Genomic DNA, 15,507 nt, shown 5'->3' with positions numbered 1-15,507 from the left:
TTGTTTAATCCAGCTTCTTCTACACATCTACGGAAAGTAGGTTCGTGAAGACGAGGGGAACATGCTGCTACAACAATTCTGTTTAAGTTTTTCTCTTTAATGTCCTCTTGGATCATAGCTTGACCCGGGTCGGAACACATGTATTTGTAATCGGTTGCGTAAACAACGTTAGGTAATGACTTAGCATATTCCGCAACGTCAGGACAATCGACTACTCCACCAATGTTTACACCACAGTGACAGACGTAAACACCTATCCTAATTTCTTCATTATTTATTTCTTCTGCCATATAATTCACCTTGTACAAGTCGTGAAAAATATCTAATATATATAAAAAATTGCAATTTTAAAATAAGTTTATAAAAATTTTTACATACTATTAGATATACATATGTAGTAAATACACTCTTATAAAGGTTTCTATAAAAAACTTAGAGTAACATTTATATATGATGAGTGAAAATAGGCTTTAAATTAGCCTTAAAAAGCAAGTTAAGACTATACAATCCTATTTAGTACAAATAACGTTAAATTTTAATTATTTAGGAAAATGAAAAATTTAAAATAATCAAAATTTTTAATTTTTTATTACATTAACATCAGAATTATCGGAAGTGTAATCAAAGAGATTACAGTGTTGATGAGTATGCAATCAGAAGTCAATTCATAATCCAATTTATAGGTAATCGCAAGTAATAAAGACATCATGCCTGAAGGCATTGCAGCCTCAACGATGGAAACCTTAAACTCAAGATCAACCAAACCCAATTGAGTAGCTATAATGAAAGCTACGAACGGGAAGAATGCCAATTTTAAAACAGAAGTAAAGGCAATCATGGACTTACTTCTAGACAATGCAGAAAAATCAATTGACAAACCCAGAGCAATCATGATAATAGGAATGGCACCTTGACCCAAATAATTAATTGTATTATCTAAAACGGGTCCGATTGGAACGCCGACTAAATTAAAGCACAATCCTAAAACAACCGCCCACAAAGATGGGAAAAAGACTATTTTTTTAACTGCAGTCTTGACAGTGCCTCCGAATTTCAAAATCAAGACAAACGATAGGATTAAAAAAATACACAATGTGGCCATGTCACAAAATATTGCTCTTAAAAAACCTTCCTGACCATAAACTCCCAAATTGACAGGATAGCCCATAAATCCTGTATTGGCAATCATGACCGTTACCAGAACAGACCATAGCTTTACATCATCCAATCCCAATCTTTTCAAAATCACATATGAAACAAGACCTGTCGCAAAAGATGAAAAAAGGATAACGAACGGTAAAATCCCTAATTTTGGTATTAAAGATAAATCAGCATTATAGATTGCATGAAATATCATGCAGGGCAATAGAATGTACATTACTATCTTATTGAATGGATCAATGTCCTTTTCGCTTAAAAAATCGATTCTTTTAAGGAAATAACCTAATCCAATCATTAAAATAATTGATAAAATAGTAATTTCGATTGCATTCATGAATAATAATTAATTAAAAAAAGTATTTAAAATTTAAGAAAAAAAAGAAAAAATTAAAATTAACTAACGATACCTTCGCTAGTAATTTTAAATACACATTCGCCTTCTGGCAAATGAGGGGAATCGACTAAACGAGCAATTCTTTTTCCGGCCAAACCTTTTTTAAGCCAGATTCTATAAGTGGAAGCGTGACCTAAAACGTGCCCACCAATAGCTTTTGTAGGGCTTCCAAAGAATGAATCAGGTTTTGCTTGAACTTGGTTTGTAATAAATACAGCAACATTGTATGTATTAGCGATTTGTTGAAGTGAATGTAAATGTTGGTTTAATTTTTGTTGCCTTACAGCTAAAGATTCTCTTCCAACATATTCGGCTCTGAAGTGAGCCATTAATGAATCAACAATGACTAATTTGATATTGGCACCGCTTTGAATAAGCTCATTGATTTTATCTACCATCAATATTTGGTGTGCGGAATTGAATGCACGTGCAACATGGATTTTATGCAATACTTCATCAATATCTAATTCAAAACCATTTGCAATTTGTTCTATTCTTTCTGGACGGAAAGTGTTTTCAGTATCAATAAATACGCATTCACCGTCAAGACCGCCGAGCTCTTTAGGCAATTGGACTGTAACAGCTAATTCATGTGAAATTTGACTTTTTCCAGATCCGAATTCACCAAACACTTCAGTAATGGATTGGGTTTCTATTCCACCACCAATCAACTCATTGAACTCTTGGCTACCTACAGTAATATGTCCAACATCTCTTCTTCTTTCAAGCACATCGAATGCAGTTTCAAAATCGATGTTTTCAGCTCTACGAGCAGCTTCAATAACTTTTTCAGCAACACCTTCACCAATTTCTGCCTTGACTGATAATTCCTTTGGAGTAGCGGTAGCTAATCTCATCATATCAGCAAATCCTGCATCAACTAATTTTTCTGCTGTTTTTTCACCAACACCTGGTAAATCACTTAATTCAACCATAATTATCATCCCTTAGTTTATTTAAAAATTTTTAGATAAAATTTTCTTAGGTTTTAACCTAGGTTCTTCATTGAATTCATCAAAACCAACATCAGCAACAATCTCAATAGTTTTTCCATTAAGATCTTCAATTTTATCTTCTATTCCATAACCATTTGAAATATCTTCAATTATTTCCTCTTTTTTCTGACCCAATAACTCTTCAGCTAACTTGTCAAAGAATGTGACTTGAATTTCATCTGTGTCATCGCTGATTCTTGTAGGAATCATGAGAATATATTTTGGTTCATCATATACGAGACCGCAATAATCACATTTAAATTCATCTTCAGATTCTTCAATATTCTCATTACAATTAGGACATTTTTTAAGAATGTTTTTATTTGTACTTACCTCGACAATGGTACCGGATACACAAACGTTAGTGTCATCCTCGGTTAAAGCTTCGATAGGTTTTGAAACATAAATTGCTTCCATTAATTCCTCGTGAGAAGGTAATTTTGCCAATTCACTTTCACTAGGTTCAAGAATAGCAGTGCTTCTGTTAACATTTGCTTCAACACGATTATCCATATCTAAGGATAAGCGAGGATTTTGTAATTTAATTGCCTGACCGATTTCTAAGTCTCTTTTTGCATCATCGTCCCAAAGGACAACTTTAATAAATCCTGTGTCATCGGCAATTTCTATATTTCTAACTGAACCTTGGTCACCATTATCCCTGTCAAAATGACGGATTTCATTTAATTCAATTATTCTTCCTATTATGATAACATCCTGTTCTTCATCTTCAAGGTCTGAAATCTTTTTATAATCATATAAAGTTTTTTCCAATGTAGATAATTCCGGAATAAACAGGGCAGCTGCCTGTTCTTCAGATAATTTAATGAGACGAGCTCCACCACCAATATTTAAATCTACACTATACATCCCCATTCTGGTTCTTGCATTTTCAATTTGGTAGGCATCTCCGACTTTGAATTCTTCTCGTGCACGTTCATTCCATAATGATAATCTAACTTTACCGGATTCATCTGCAAAGAGAATGGAACGAACAATGCCAACTGTTCCATCATCTCTTTCAAACTCATTTATATCCTCAATGGATAAAATTCTGCCTCTTACATCTATTTCAATTCCATCATCATCAATAGCTTGAATTTCACCAATAGGGGTTGGTCTTAATTCCTCTCTTAATGAATTTAATTCATCTAATTCCTCGATTGATAGATTTTCTGGATTAATAGTGATTTGAGTATTAAAATTAGTATTCATTGAATATTGGCTTTGAGTGTACTCGTCATATCTAACGTCTCCACCAATGATTTTAATAATGTCTCCTTTATTGATTTCCATTTCTGTATCATTGCCCCAGAGAGTTACTCTAATTTCACCGGTAATGTCCCTTACATCAAAATTCCTTAATTTTCCTTCATTACCATCTGTTTTTCTGGTGAATGTTTTGACATCCTGAAGTCTGGAAACGATACCTTTAATGGAAACATCCTTTTGCTCAATTAGATCAGCGATTGGAGTAAATTCCTGTGTAACCTCAGGAACATCAAAATCGCCTTTAATAATTCTTCCATCCCAATGGGTTAATGAAATTTCGCTGTTTCCGTCCCTGTCTATTCTTTCACGAGCTTGGGCTTGAATTATTTTAACAGCATCTCCATCTTCCAATTTTAATTCCTTAATTAAATCAACATTTTTATTCCATAGGGTGTATGTTATTTTACCTGAATCATCTTGCAATTCTAATGAAGCTACCTGTCCTTCTTTTCCATTTTTTTCATAGCTTCTAATACTTGGAATTCTTACAATCCTTGCAATAATATTTACTTTAGTATCAGGTTGGATATCGGAAATCTTAGTGATAACTTCTTTGTATTCAGGGTATTTGGAAGGATCTTCATCCAGGTGTATAACTGTTGACCTTGGTCTTAAATTTGCTTCAAGGCCGGAATAGCCATCTTTAATGTCTACATTTTTAATCTGGATAATCTCCCCTTCTTTAACATTTTTAAGAAGCTTGATATTTTGAGTCCAAAATACTGTTCTCATCCTGCCGGTTTTATCTTCCAGCTCAACATTACAAACCTTACCTTCTCCCCCTTTGCGTGTTTTAAATGTTCTAGCATTAGAAATAGATATGACCCTACCGGAAATTATTTCATCTTTTCCGCCTTCTTCAAGGTCGCCGATCATTTTATCGGAAAATTCTGGTTTTTCTGAGACAACTTCCACATCTTCTGTTACCAATTCACCAACTACCATGTCCGCTAAACCGGCAGCGTTCATGAAAGGATTATCGGTTTCCTGTTTTTTGAAATCTTCCATTCTTGAAAAGAATTCCTCTTCAGAAATTATGTGTTTAACCTTGTCATACTTTTCCTGAAGCTCCTCAGTCATTTCAAAACCAGGTTCTTCCTGGCTTGATTCTTCATTATCATCGTTAAATTGAATTTCAAAAGGCACTTCTTCTGAAGTTTCCAAATCATCACTTTTTGTAAGGACATCGATTCCATGATTTCTTAAAACCTCTTGAGCGGCATTAAGTTCATCAAAGAATCCTAAATCCTTGTTACGCTCATAAACTTCATCCATTTCTGATTTAAATTCTTCTTCAGAAAGTTGATCTTTAATTTTTTCATATAATTTTAAAATTTCTTCTTCCATACCAAACCCCTCATAGGAAAGTTAATTATTAATTTATATTTGGAATGTATATAAACTATTAGAGAGAGCATTTGAAAAGTAATCTATATACTACTTAAAAAAAAATTTGATATAAATATTACTCAAGTGCAAATGTGTGAAAATGCATAAAATAGCTAATATGCATTAGGATTTTTCTTCAATGCTGTTTTAATCATTATAGCTAAGTCTAAACCCATATGCCAGTTTTCTACATACTCTATATCATATTTAATACGTTGTTTTATTGATGTATCTCCACGACATCCATGAATCTGAGCCCAACCTGTCAAACCCGGCCTGACCTGATGTTTTACCATGTATTTTGGAATGGTTTCTTTAAACTGCTCTACGAAATAAGGCCTTTCAGGTCTTGGACCTACAACACTCATGTCTCCTTTTAAAACATTGAAAAATTGAGGCAATTCATCAATACTAGTTTTTCTAATAAATTCGCCGACTCTAGTTTTTCTCGGGTCATCCTTTGTAGTCCACTCTGATTTCTCCTCATTCGGGTCCTGGACTTTCATGCTGCGGAACTTATACATTGTGAATGGCTTAGAATTATGTCCTATTCTTTCCTGCTTAAAAATCACAGGGCCTGGAGAAGTCAATTTTATTGCAATGGCTGTTAGAATCATGATAGGGGATGTAATAACAATTGCAACAATTGAAAAGAATAAATCGGAACCGTATTTCAAGAACTTATTGAAATCATCATCCAATGGAACATAACGTATGTTGATTATTGGAATATCCTCAATCATGTCAACAGACGGCTGAGCAGGGAAATATCTAATATAATCCGGAATAATTTCAGCCTTGATACCAACCCTTTCGCAGCTTTCCACAAGCTCATTGATACGGTAATAGTACATCAAAGGAATGGCCAAAACGACCCTGTCATATCTGTTCCTGTCAAGAATGGAATCCAAGTCCTTAAAAGATCCGATGACTTTAGTTCCTTCAATAACATTGCCCACATTTTCGGAACGTCCTATGATTCCGCTGACTGAAAATCCGAGATATGGGTTTTCATGGATTTTCTTTGCAAAAGTATACGCCAAATCATTGTCGCCGACAATTAATATATACTTAAGGTTTCTATTATTAATGCGGATTTTCTTTAAAACGCTCCTGATAACAAACCTTTCAATGATTCCGAAGAATGTCGCAATAACTGCGAGTAAAAACATCAAAATCCTTGAGAAATTAGGCTGATTGATGAGGAATAGAATGGAAACCAATACGATGAAAGCTATAATATTAACCTTGATGATATCTGTAGCTTCTGAAAAGATGTTCTTGTAGGTTCTGCGCGGTTTGTAGAGCCCGAATGCAAAGTATAAAATTAAATAAACAGGAACAACAGCAAAAGTAAAAAAGATTAGATAGCTTTGAAAACCTAAATAAAGCCCAATTGGACCGAATAATGTTGTTTTAAACCTTAACCAAAAGGCACATACCAAAGCAAGAGCAATGACTAATACATCAAGAAATACTAATGTTATGTTCAATATCTTTTGGTTTTCCTTTATCATTGCAATTACCCGAAAAACTAGTTTCAAGGTAATGTTTGTTTAATATATAATATTAATTTTTCTTTTTGAAGATGTTTAAAAATAATTTCAATATGCATAAAACGGCAATTCCCAAATAGACCGCAAAATTGACGAGAAATGAAGATTCATGGGCATGATGTTTTTTATAATAGATATACATCGCACGATAAAATTCATAAATCAGCTTGTTTTTTTGTTTTTTACTGCTTGCACCCTTCAGGTGGGTTATCTTGGATTCGCCGTAGTAAACTATCTTCCAGCCCGCCTCCTTTATTCTGTAGCAGAGGTCTATATCTTCACCATACATGAAGAATGTTTCATCCAAAAATCCTATTTCATCAAGTGCCTTGGCCCTGATGAACATGAAGGCGCCTGTCAGACAGTCAATTTCGTATATTCCGTCGTCGGGAAGATTATCCAAATTGTAATTGTCATCTTTGCTGTTTGTTGGGATGTGGAATAATCTGAAAAATGAGTTTTTTACGTTTGGAAAGCTTCTTTTGCAGGCCTTGTCAAGCTCCCCATTTTCCAAAAGGACTCTGCAGCCGCTTGCACCAACATCCTGATGCTCTTCCATGTAATCGTAAATGTTTTCCAAAGTATTCTTCCAAACTAGGGTATCGGAATTCAGAAGTAAAATATATTTTCCATCTGCCAGCCTTAATGCCTGATTGTTTCCGGCTGCAAAACCATTGTTTTCTTCTGAAGCTATGAATTTAACCTTATCCTTAAAATAATCCTGTAATTTAGCTAGACTGTCATCGCTGGATGCATTATCAACCACAAAAATCTCATAACTGAAAGGATAATCCTGTTCCAATATGGAATTGATTGTATTCCTTGTTAGCTCGAATGTCTGATAATTTACAATAACGACTGAAAGATCCATAAAACTCACTAGTTATTTTATTAAAAATTTAAGGGTGTTAATAATTAATCTGTATTCAATTTTAAAATAATTTATTGTATTTTTAGATTTGAATTCAACCTTATTTATTCTGCTTCTACCGGACAATCCCTCTCTTATGCCATCCAGATATGTGGAACCGAAGCCCTTTTTCACGAAAAACAGATATTTGATTAGAAATCCCAAGAACAGGAAAATAAAATTCACAATCTTCAATGGAATCGGCAAGTTCTTATAAACTACCCAAACATTATTTCTGGCTGCAAGCCTGACCTTAAACTCATTATATCTGCTTCCGGAGGTTGCACTGCCGATATGATAGACTACAGCTTCGGGACATAAAAGATTTCTATATCCGTTGATTCTGGACCTTATTGCCAAATCAACGTCTTCCATATATGCAAAGAAATTATCGTCGAACAATCCTATTTCGTCCAAAACCGTTTTTTTATACATTGCAGCGCCGGCACAGCTTGAAAAGATGTCCATAACTTCAACATACTCCTCGGAATGATGATTTTCACCGGTTTTTTTAGTCCATGCGAGCAGGTTATATTCATCGCCTGCATCATCAATCAATTCCTTATTGTCATATTGAAGCATCTTAGCCTGCACGGAAAAGATATTGTCGTCGGATGTGATCAAATCAGCCAATGCCTTAATTGAACCTTTTTTAATCTCCGTATCATTATTGATTGAAAAAATCAAATCATTCCTTGCTTTCTTTATTCCCTGATTGACGGCCGGCGAGAATCCGAGATTTTCAGTGTTTTCAATTAACACCAAAGGGAAATTAAAGGAACTCTTTCTGAGATATTCTATGCTTCCATCACTGGATCCGTTATCTACAATGATTACCTCCCCTATATATTCCCTATCATCATTCAGGGATTCAAGGAAAGTCTTTAAGAATCTTTTCCCATTATAATTTGGCGTAACAACTGAAACTTTCATATTAATCAAATAGAATTTTTAAATTTTTTCCATGTTTTATAATATATTTTTGGATTTAATAAGAATAATCTTATTTTATATGCAAATTTCCTGTCCCCTTCATATTTAGACAGTTTTTCAAACAAATCCAATTCCTTCATTTTAGACATCACTTCATCAAAGTCATAATCATTATAGAAAAAGTAGTTCATGTTTCCGAAAATGGCCTTCGGTATCCTTGAAGTGATTATCAGGTCATATAAATCATTATTGCCCATATCCCTATAGAATTGCGCCAAATTTTCAAAAACGTTGACAATTTCAAAGCGCCTAAAGTCAGAAGTCCTGATTGCGGAATCCTCCCTTTGAATATAGTAATAGGTCACTTCATTGCTGATGGCTATCCTGTCGCCGAAAACCAATGCCTTAAGAGCGAATTGCGTATCTTCGCCATAAACGGCATTTTCATCAAAGCGGATATTGTTATCTTTAATTATGCTGGATTTGTACATCAGTTGACAAAAATTGAACGGCATTTCCATGTTCAATTCCTTTTTGATAAATTCCCTGCAGGAAATTTCGCTGGTCGGATAATGGTGGGGAGCTGACAATATGTCTCCATCTTTCTTAACCAGCTGTATCAAGCTGAAATCCGTTTTGCCGTTGTACAATTCGGACAAATGATTTTGAGAAACATAATCGTCTCCATCAACGAAAACCAAATATTCGCCCTTAGATGCATCAATTCCCACATTTCGGGCATTGCCTACACCCCCATTTTCCTGATGGATTACCGTGTGATTTACATTTGAGTTGGATAACTTCTCATTAATCGCTTCCAGAGTGCCGTCTGTAGAACCGTCATCTATTACAATCAATTCGAAATCCTTGAAATCCTGATCGATTATCGAATCTAGGGTATTGCCTATATATTCTGATAAATTATAAACCGGAACTATGACACTGACTTTAATATTATCCATTTTACCTACCATTATTTAAAATAAAATCAACAACTCTTTTAGATGATTCACCGTCAATTACATCAAACTGTGTCTTGATGAATTTGCTGATATCATCTTTTTCAAACTTATAATTTTCAATTACATCAATCAACTCATCGCAAGTGCGGACAATTGGCCCCGGAACAGTTTCCTTAAAATCATAATAGAAGCCTCGCTCATTAGCCAAATAGCTATCCAGATCATAAGTGAAAAATATTATCGGCCTATTTAAGATTCCATATTCAATCATTATGGATGAATAATCGGTAATCAGCATGTCACTAATCAGCATCAATTCCTGCTCGCTTTCAAAGTCGCTTACATCAATATATCTTCCTTTTGAAGAAATATCATTTTTATAAAAATCCTTGATTTTCGGATGCAGTCTCAAAGCAAGAACATATTCATCCCCCAATGCCTCATTGAAGTCATCCAAATTCAAATAATTGAATACATTGTTATATTTTTCTTCATCTCTGAATGTAGGGGCGTAAAGAATGATTTTCTTATCCGAAGGAGCATTATATTTTTCACATAAATCCTGCTTTAATTTGTCAATATCATGATTTTCAAAGTAATAATCAATCCTTGGAACTCCAAGAGGCTGAATTTTTGATTTGTCTATTTGAAAAGCTTCAGCATATTGCTTTTCTATATTTTTTGAAGAGATTATTAAATAATCTGTATTGTCACTCGCCTTGGACAATATCTCCAACTCTGATGCGCTGCAGACAGATCCTCCAAATTTTTTGGAAGCTCCGGGAGCATGCCACAATTGAACAACAGAAGCTTCATCCCTAAAATCCATGAAAGCAAGCGGGAAAAAATTATCGTTTAAAAAAATGTATTTGGATGTTGCCAGGTTTTTGAAATTACTGAAAGAAATCTTATCCTTATAAAAGAAATTGAACTCAAAATTTCCCCTTTTTTCAAACTCCTTTCTAATATAATCTAAATTACCTTTAAATGACTCTTTAGAGTCAATTACAAATGAAACTTTATTTTTATTGATTGGGAAAATCTTAAACAATGAAAATAGCTTTCCATATACCTTGTGTTTTAAAAATGACATGTCAAATCAATAATTTACTATAAAAATGCAAGCATTCCCGGAATGGATTCCATCATGGCCTGAAGACCTAAAATGAAAATTGCAAGACCTCCGATGAAATTAATGTATCTGGCATATTTCATTGCGGCTTTGGTACCGAATGTCCCAATCAAAAGCCAACATATGACAGCACACAAGCTTAAGCCAGCAAGACCAACAGGGTCAACACATGCTGAGACACCTTGAGCAGCAAGAATTAGATTTTCAATATTACCAAAAACTATTAATCCTAAAAACTTTCTTATGCCTTCTGCCATCCTAGACGCCTCTTATTGATTGAATCATTGCCTGAAGACCTAAAATGAAAATGGCAAGGCCTCCAATAAAATTAATAAAATCTACATATTGTATGAATGCTTGAGTTGCAAAAGTTCCAATTATCAACCAGGCCGAAACACAACAAATACTTGCAATAGCTAACTTTATTGGATTTACACCCGCAACAACGCCCTGTGATGATAAAACCAAATTTTCAATATTACCAAAAATAATTAAGCCAACAAAAGGTAAATATTGCTCCAACATCAAATCACCATTCCTCTAATAAACAAAATAATATGAAATTATTTTATTATACAATAATGAATATTAAAGAATTATAATATAAATAATTATCCTTAATTTTTTAAAAAAATTGGCTTTAATTTTCAGAGGAATATTAAATATAAATAGATAAAAATAAAATTTAATTAGATAATGTTTAAAAATATCTTTTATAATTATATATTTTTAAAAAAAAAGAGGTAAATTTCAAGTGTAAAATTTACCTTTTGGAATACATTTTTTCATAATATTGCTGGTACTCGCCACTTTTTACCTGACTAATCCAATCCGGATTATCCAAGTACCAATCAATAGTTTCCTTTATGCCCTTCTCGAATGTATAACCCGGTTTCCAACCCAGCTCATCTTGAATTTTGCTTGAATCGATTGCATAGCGTCTATCATGACCCAATCTGTCAGTTACAAATTCGATTAATGATTCATCACGATCAAGTTCCTTTAAAATCAATTTAACGATTTCAATGTTTTGTTTTTCATTGTTTCCGCCGATATTATATACTTCGCCCAGTCTGCCTTCATGCAAAACCAAGTCAATGGCGGCGCAGTGGTCATTGACATGCAACCAGTCCCTAATGTTTTTTCCGTCCCCGTAAATAGGCAGTTTCTTATTTTCCAGTGCATTTGAAATCATCAATGGAATCAGTTTTTCCGGGAACTGGTAAGGGCCATAATTATTAGAGCAACGTGTAATGTTAATCGGCAAATCAAAGGTTTGGCTATATGATCTTGCTATCAAATCACCGCCAGCCTTTGAAGCTGAATAAGGGCTGTTAGGTTGTAATGGGGTTGTTTCTGTGAAATAACCTTCTTTTCCAAGTGAACCGTATACCTCATCTGTGGAAATCTGGATGTACTTTTCCACGCCGTATTTTTTAGCCGCATTCAATAGAACCTGTGTGCCCAAAACATTGGATTTGATGAATATCTCAGGGTCTTCTATGCTTCTGTCAACATGGGATTCGGCTGCAAAGTTAATGACATAGTCGCAGCTTTTGACCAAATCATCTACGATGTCCTTGTCTCTGATATCCCCTTTTACAAATGAATAGTTATCCTTATCCTCTATATCCTTTAGATTTTCAAGGTTTCCGCAGTAAGTTAAAGCATCCAAATTGATTATTTCATATTCGCTGTACTTATTAACCATATATCTGATGAAATTGCTTCCAATAAAGCCCGCTCCACCTGTAACTAGAATTTTTGACATGCTATCACTCATACTTAATCTGGGATTCCTTAAAACTCAGCCATTGCTTGTCCTTATCTGATAATATAATCTCATCAATGTCATCCAAAGGCCAATCTATTGCCAGGTCTTCATCATCCCATTTGATTCCGCTTTCATCATCACCATGATAAAAATCTGTGCATTTATAAACGAATTCAGCCTCATCGGACAATACCAAAAAGCCATGGGCAAACTTAGGCGGAACATACAGCTGCTTTTTGTTCTCTTCTGACAAGACAATGCCGAAACTTTTTCCATAGGTTTCGGAATTTGCCCTAAGATCCACCCCAACATCAAAAACTTCGCCCTTGATGACACGAACAAGTTTTCCCTGAGGATGCTCCAACTGCAAGTGAAGACCTCTCAGAACCCCTTTGGTTGATTTTGACTGATTATCCTGAACAAAAGTTAAATCATACCCGGCATCTTTAAAGTCCTTCTCATGATATGTCTCCATAAAATATCCTCTGTTGTCTTCAAAAACGGCAGGTTCGACTACGAACATGCCTTCAATACCGGTTTTTGTAAATTTAAAATTCCCCATATTATCACTTTTCAACTAAATTATATAAATATCGGCCGTAATCTGTCTTCTTTAATTCCTCAGCTGTTTTCAGCAGCTGTTCATCATCAATGTATCCTTTGAGATATGCAATTTCCTCAAGACATGCAATATATAATCCCTGCCTTTTCTGAATTGTCTCTATAAAGTTGGCCGCTTCCAAAAGACCCTGATGAGTTCCTGTATCAAGCCATGCCATACCTCTTCCCAATAGCTCGACTTTAAGTTTTCCGCGCTTGAGATATTCCTCATTGACAGATGTGATTTCAACTTCCCCCCTTGCGGAAGGTTTGACGTTTTTAGCTATCTCAACAACATCATTGTCATAAAAATAAAGGCCGGGTACAATATAATTTGATTTTGGCTTTTCAGGTTTTTCTTCAATGGATAGTACATTCCACTCGTCATCAAATTCAACGACACCGAAGGCTTCGGGATTTTTGGTGTAATAACCGAATACTATTGCGCCCTCTTCCAGTGTAGTTGCCCTTTCAAGAATTTCTGTAAATCTGTGACCGTGGAAAATGTTATCCCCTAAAATCAATGCAATGTTATCGTCCCCAATAAAGTCTTCTCCGACGATGAACGCTTCAGCAAGACCGTTAGGGTTTTCTTGAACCTCATATGAAAACCTGATTCCAAGGCTTGACCCGTCGCCCAAAAGCTCTTTATACATCGGCAGATCGCGAGGAGTCGAAATGATTAAAATTTCCCTAATTCCCGCAAGCATCAAGACGGAAATGGGATAATAAATCATTGGCTTATCATATAAAGGTAATAACTGTTTTGAAACGGCTTTTGTAATAGGATAAAGTCGTGTGCCGGAACCCCCTGCAAGTACTATACCTTTCATAATATCACTAATTCTAACCTTTGTGCTTAATGATTAATATAATATTTTAAACTCAAGCAATTCATTTTCGCTGGCCGCATCAACAAATGTGTCGATAATTTCGCTGTCAACCTCTTCTGAATTGATCAATTCGATTTCGCATTTTATCTCACACAGGCAATCATACAGGGCGTCCAGATTCTTTCCATAATAATCTGGAAAATTCAACGCTTCCATCAAGTAATCATGACCTTCCTTTTTTATCAATTTGCCATCCAGCTGCATTCTATACCTCCGTAAATGTTTTATAATGGTCTGGAGTGTAGTAGACTTTAAAATCTCCTGTATTGTAAACTATTCTCTCAGCTCCACGACTGGTTCCATTGGCGTTAATATCGCACTCAATATATTTATAATCGCTTTTCGGAAGTATTAGCTGCCTATTTGTGAATACATCTCCACCTATGCTTTTTCCAGGAGCATATTTTTTAAGAGGTCCGCCTTCCCATCCGAGACTTCTGGCTTCACTTTTAGTTATGTAATTGCTTGGAAGCTTGTGGAACTCCTTGATATAAGCTGAAACTTCCTCTACTGTACAATACTCCCCATCTTCGACTACATTAACATCACTTGTATCGTCACCGAATTTCAAAAAATCTAAAAATCCGGCGCTTACTGCACCAATGCTGAATAAAACAATCATCAATGCAATTATTAAAGTAAGCTTTTTATTCATTGTATCAACTCAATATATTCTTTTATTGCTTCTTCATAATTTCTAAGAGGCTTGAACCCTCTACTGGCCCAATTTCTGTTTTCCAAAACTGAATATGATGGCCTTGGAGCCGGGCGTGCAAATTCAGATGCTGTGACTGGAATTACCTTGACGTCGATTTCTGCAACATCAAAAATGAATTTTGCAAATTCGCACCAGGAACAGCTTCCGGAATTGGTTATGTGATAAATTCCATAATGCTCCGTTTCTATCAGTTGAGAAATGGCCAGCGCCAAATCATGCGTATAGGTGGGACATCCTACCTCATCATAAACAACAGTTATTTCAGAATGGCTTTGGGCAAGGTCCAACATTGTCCTTGGAAAATTCTTACCGTTTATTCCATAAAGCCATGCTGTCCTTACAATGAAATACTTGTCAAGAGTCTCTAAAATAGCCTGTTCTCCCTTAAGTTTACTTTTGCCGTAGACATTTATGGGATCTATTTCATCATCTTCAACCCATGGCCTGTCATTTTTACCATTAAAGATATAATCCGTACTTATATGGACTAAAGGACAGCCGATTTTATCGCATGCTATTGCTAAGTTCCTGACACCATCGCCATTGACGGCATAGGCAATATCCGGATTTTCCTCACAGCCATCCACATTAGTGTATGCCGCCGAATTAATAACAATATCCGGTTTGACCTCACAAATAAAATCAATAGTATTCTGTTTATCCGTGATATCCAACGTTTTTGAAGTTGTGAGGACCAATTCATGTTTACTGCCTAAAACTTCTTTAAGGTCATGACCCAACATTCCATTAGCGCCCGTTATTAAAATATTCATACTAACCACTTAAAACTTTAATATTAGTTTTAATATATATTATAC

16 protein-coding genes and 1 pseudogene are annotated in these 15,507 nt (G+C 35.0%); all 17 read right to left on the bottom strand.

All coding sequences use genetic code 11. From position 1 onward, the window contains the following. A pseudogene (locus tag E7Z77_RS03790) lies at positions 1-290 on the bottom strand (disulfide reductase); the annotation flags it as partial. Positions 291-589: 299 nt separating this feature from the next. After that, positions 590-1,495, bottom strand: a complete 906-nt coding sequence (locus E7Z77_RS03785) for an AEC family transporter (RefSeq protein ID WP_292750427.1) — start codon at positions 1,493-1,495, stop codon at positions 590-592. Positions 1,496-1,554: 59 nt separating this feature from the next. Further along, a complete protein-coding gene (gene radA, locus E7Z77_RS03780; RefSeq protein WP_292750425.1) occupies positions 1,555-2,490 on the bottom strand; it encodes a DNA repair and recombination protein RadA in 936 nt (311 codons plus the stop codon). Positions 2,491-2,511: 21 nt separating this feature from the next. Continuing rightward, complete coding sequence (locus E7Z77_RS03775; protein WP_292750423.1) at positions 2,512-5,169, bottom strand: OB-fold nucleic acid binding domain-containing protein; 2,658 nt, start codon at positions 5,167-5,169, stop codon at positions 2,512-2,514. A 155-nt stretch (positions 5,170-5,324) separates the two neighbouring features. Next, on the bottom strand, positions 5,325-6,728 hold the full coding sequence (locus tag E7Z77_RS03770; RefSeq protein ID WP_292750421.1) for an undecaprenyl-phosphate glucose phosphotransferase: 1,404 nt from the start codon (positions 6,726-6,728) through the stop codon (positions 5,325-5,327). Positions 6,729-6,780: 52 nt separating this feature from the next. After that, positions 6,781-7,638: a glycosyltransferase family 2 protein gene (locus tag E7Z77_RS03765; RefSeq protein WP_292750419.1), complete on the bottom strand. Its 858-nt coding sequence runs from the start codon at positions 7,636-7,638 to the stop codon at positions 6,781-6,783. Positions 7,639-7,650: 12 nt separating this feature from the next. Then, a complete protein-coding gene (locus E7Z77_RS03760; RefSeq protein WP_292750417.1) occupies positions 7,651-8,610 on the bottom strand; it encodes a glycosyltransferase family 2 protein in 960 nt (319 codons plus the stop codon). A gap of 5 nt (positions 8,611-8,615) precedes the next feature. Continuing rightward, positions 8,616-9,572, bottom strand: a complete 957-nt coding sequence (locus tag E7Z77_RS03755; RefSeq protein WP_292750415.1) for a glycosyltransferase family 2 protein — start codon at positions 9,570-9,572, stop codon at positions 8,616-8,618. Between the two features lies 1 nt (position 9,573). Further along, complete coding sequence (locus E7Z77_RS03750) at positions 9,574-10,665, bottom strand: CDP-glycerol glycerophosphotransferase family protein (RefSeq protein WP_292750413.1); 1,092 nt, start codon at positions 10,663-10,665, stop codon at positions 9,574-9,576. 17 nt (positions 10,666-10,682) lie between these two features. Next, positions 10,683-10,961 (bottom strand): hypothetical protein, encoded by a 279-nt coding sequence (locus E7Z77_RS03745; protein ID WP_292750411.1) that lies wholly within the window; start codon positions 10,959-10,961, stop codon positions 10,683-10,685. 1 nt (position 10,962) lies between these two features. Then, positions 10,963-11,229, bottom strand: coding sequence for a hypothetical protein (locus tag E7Z77_RS03740; RefSeq protein ID WP_292750409.1), 267 nt, complete (start codon positions 11,227-11,229; stop codon positions 10,963-10,965). A 238-nt stretch (positions 11,230-11,467) separates the two neighbouring features. After that, positions 11,468-12,475: a dTDP-glucose 4,6-dehydratase gene (gene rfbB, locus E7Z77_RS03735; protein WP_292750407.1), complete on the bottom strand. Its 1,008-nt coding sequence runs from the start codon at positions 12,473-12,475 to the stop codon at positions 11,468-11,470. Positions 12,476-12,479: 4 nt separating this feature from the next. Next, positions 12,480-13,040 carry a dTDP-4-dehydrorhamnose 3,5-epimerase gene (gene rfbC / locus E7Z77_RS03730; RefSeq protein ID WP_292750405.1) on the bottom strand — a complete coding sequence of 187 codons (561 nt, stop codon included), beginning with the start codon at positions 13,038-13,040 and terminating at the stop codon, positions 12,480-12,482. Between the two features lie 4 nt (positions 13,041-13,044). Further along, positions 13,045-13,911: a glucose-1-phosphate thymidylyltransferase RfbA gene (gene rfbA, locus E7Z77_RS03725; protein WP_292750403.1), complete on the bottom strand. Its 867-nt coding sequence runs from the start codon at positions 13,909-13,911 to the stop codon at positions 13,045-13,047. 33 nt (positions 13,912-13,944) lie between these two features. Continuing rightward, positions 13,945-14,175 (bottom strand): barstar family protein, encoded by a 231-nt coding sequence (locus tag E7Z77_RS03720; protein ID WP_292750401.1) that lies wholly within the window; start codon positions 14,173-14,175, stop codon positions 13,945-13,947. 1 nt (position 14,176) lies between these two features. After that, positions 14,177-14,626, bottom strand: coding sequence for a ribonuclease domain-containing protein (locus E7Z77_RS03715; RefSeq protein ID WP_292750399.1), 450 nt, complete (start codon positions 14,624-14,626; stop codon positions 14,177-14,179). After that, positions 14,623-15,462 (bottom strand): dTDP-4-dehydrorhamnose reductase, encoded by an 840-nt coding sequence (gene rfbD / locus E7Z77_RS03710; RefSeq protein WP_292750397.1) that lies wholly within the window; start codon positions 15,460-15,462, stop codon positions 14,623-14,625. Before rfbD ends, E7Z77_RS03715 begins: the two co-directional genes overlap by 4 nt. Positions 15,463-15,507: the final 45 nt, after the last annotated feature.

This window comes from Methanobrevibacter sp. (genome assembly GCF_015062985.1).
Taxonomy (GTDB): Archaea; Methanobacteriota; Methanobacteria; order Methanobacteriales; family Methanobacteriaceae; genus Methanocatella.
Note: the sequence above shows the minus strand (reverse complement) of the source record. Positions and strands in the feature narration are given on the sequence as shown.

What these genes read in the sequence shown, in the direction of transcription:
- E7Z77_RS03770 (WP_292750421.1), bottom strand. Translation starts at nt 6,728, where the DNA reads ATGATAAAGGAAAACCAAAAGATATTGAACATAACATTAGTATTTCTT.
- E7Z77_RS03715 (WP_292750399.1), bottom strand. Translation starts at nt 14,626, where the DNA reads ATGAATAAAAAGCTTACTTTAATAATTGCATTGATGATTGTTTTATTC.
- E7Z77_RS03765 (WP_292750419.1), bottom strand. Translation starts at nt 7,638, where the DNA reads ATGGATCTTTCAGTCGTTATTGTAAATTATCAGACATTCGAGCTAACA.
- E7Z77_RS03750 (WP_292750413.1), bottom strand. Translation starts at nt 10,665, where the DNA reads ATGTCATTTTTAAAACACAAGGTATATGGAAAGCTATTTTCATTGTTT.
- rfbA (WP_292750403.1), bottom strand. Translation starts at nt 13,911, where the DNA reads ATGAAAGGTATAGTACTTGCAGGGGGTTCCGGCACACGACTTTATCCT.
- radA (WP_292750425.1), bottom strand. Translation starts at nt 2,490, where the DNA reads ATGGTTGAATTAAGTGATTTACCAGGTGTTGGTGAAAAAACAGCAGAA.
- E7Z77_RS03740 (WP_292750409.1), bottom strand. Translation starts at nt 11,229, where the DNA reads ATGTTGGAGCAATATTTACCTTTTGTTGGCTTAATTATTTTTGGTAAT.
- E7Z77_RS03745 (WP_292750411.1), bottom strand. Translation starts at nt 10,961, where the DNA reads ATGGCAGAAGGCATAAGAAAGTTTTTAGGATTAATAGTTTTTGGTAAT.
- E7Z77_RS03785 (WP_292750427.1), bottom strand. Translation starts at nt 1,495, where the DNA reads ATGAATGCAATCGAAATTACTATTTTATCAATTATTTTAATGATTGGA.
- E7Z77_RS03760 (WP_292750417.1), bottom strand. Translation starts at nt 8,610, where the DNA reads ATGAAAGTTTCAGTTGTTACGCCAAATTATAATGGGAAAAGATTCTTA.
- rfbC (WP_292750405.1), bottom strand. Translation starts at nt 13,040, where the DNA reads ATGGGGAATTTTAAATTTACAAAAACCGGTATTGAAGGCATGTTCGTA.
- E7Z77_RS03755 (WP_292750415.1), bottom strand. Translation starts at nt 9,572, where the DNA reads ATGGATAATATTAAAGTCAGTGTCATAGTTCCGGTTTATAATTTATCA.
- rfbD (WP_292750397.1), bottom strand. Translation starts at nt 15,462, where the DNA reads ATGAATATTTTAATAACGGGCGCTAATGGAATGTTGGGTCATGACCTT.
- rfbB (WP_292750407.1), bottom strand. Translation starts at nt 12,475, where the DNA reads ATGTCAAAAATTCTAGTTACAGGTGGAGCGGGCTTTATTGGAAGCAAT.
- E7Z77_RS03775 (WP_292750423.1), bottom strand. Translation starts at nt 5,169, where the DNA reads ATGGAAGAAGAAATTTTAAAATTATATGAAAAAATTAAAGATCAACTT.
- E7Z77_RS03720 (WP_292750401.1), bottom strand. Translation starts at nt 14,175, where the DNA reads ATGCAGCTGGATGGCAAATTGATAAAAAAGGAAGGTCATGATTACTTG.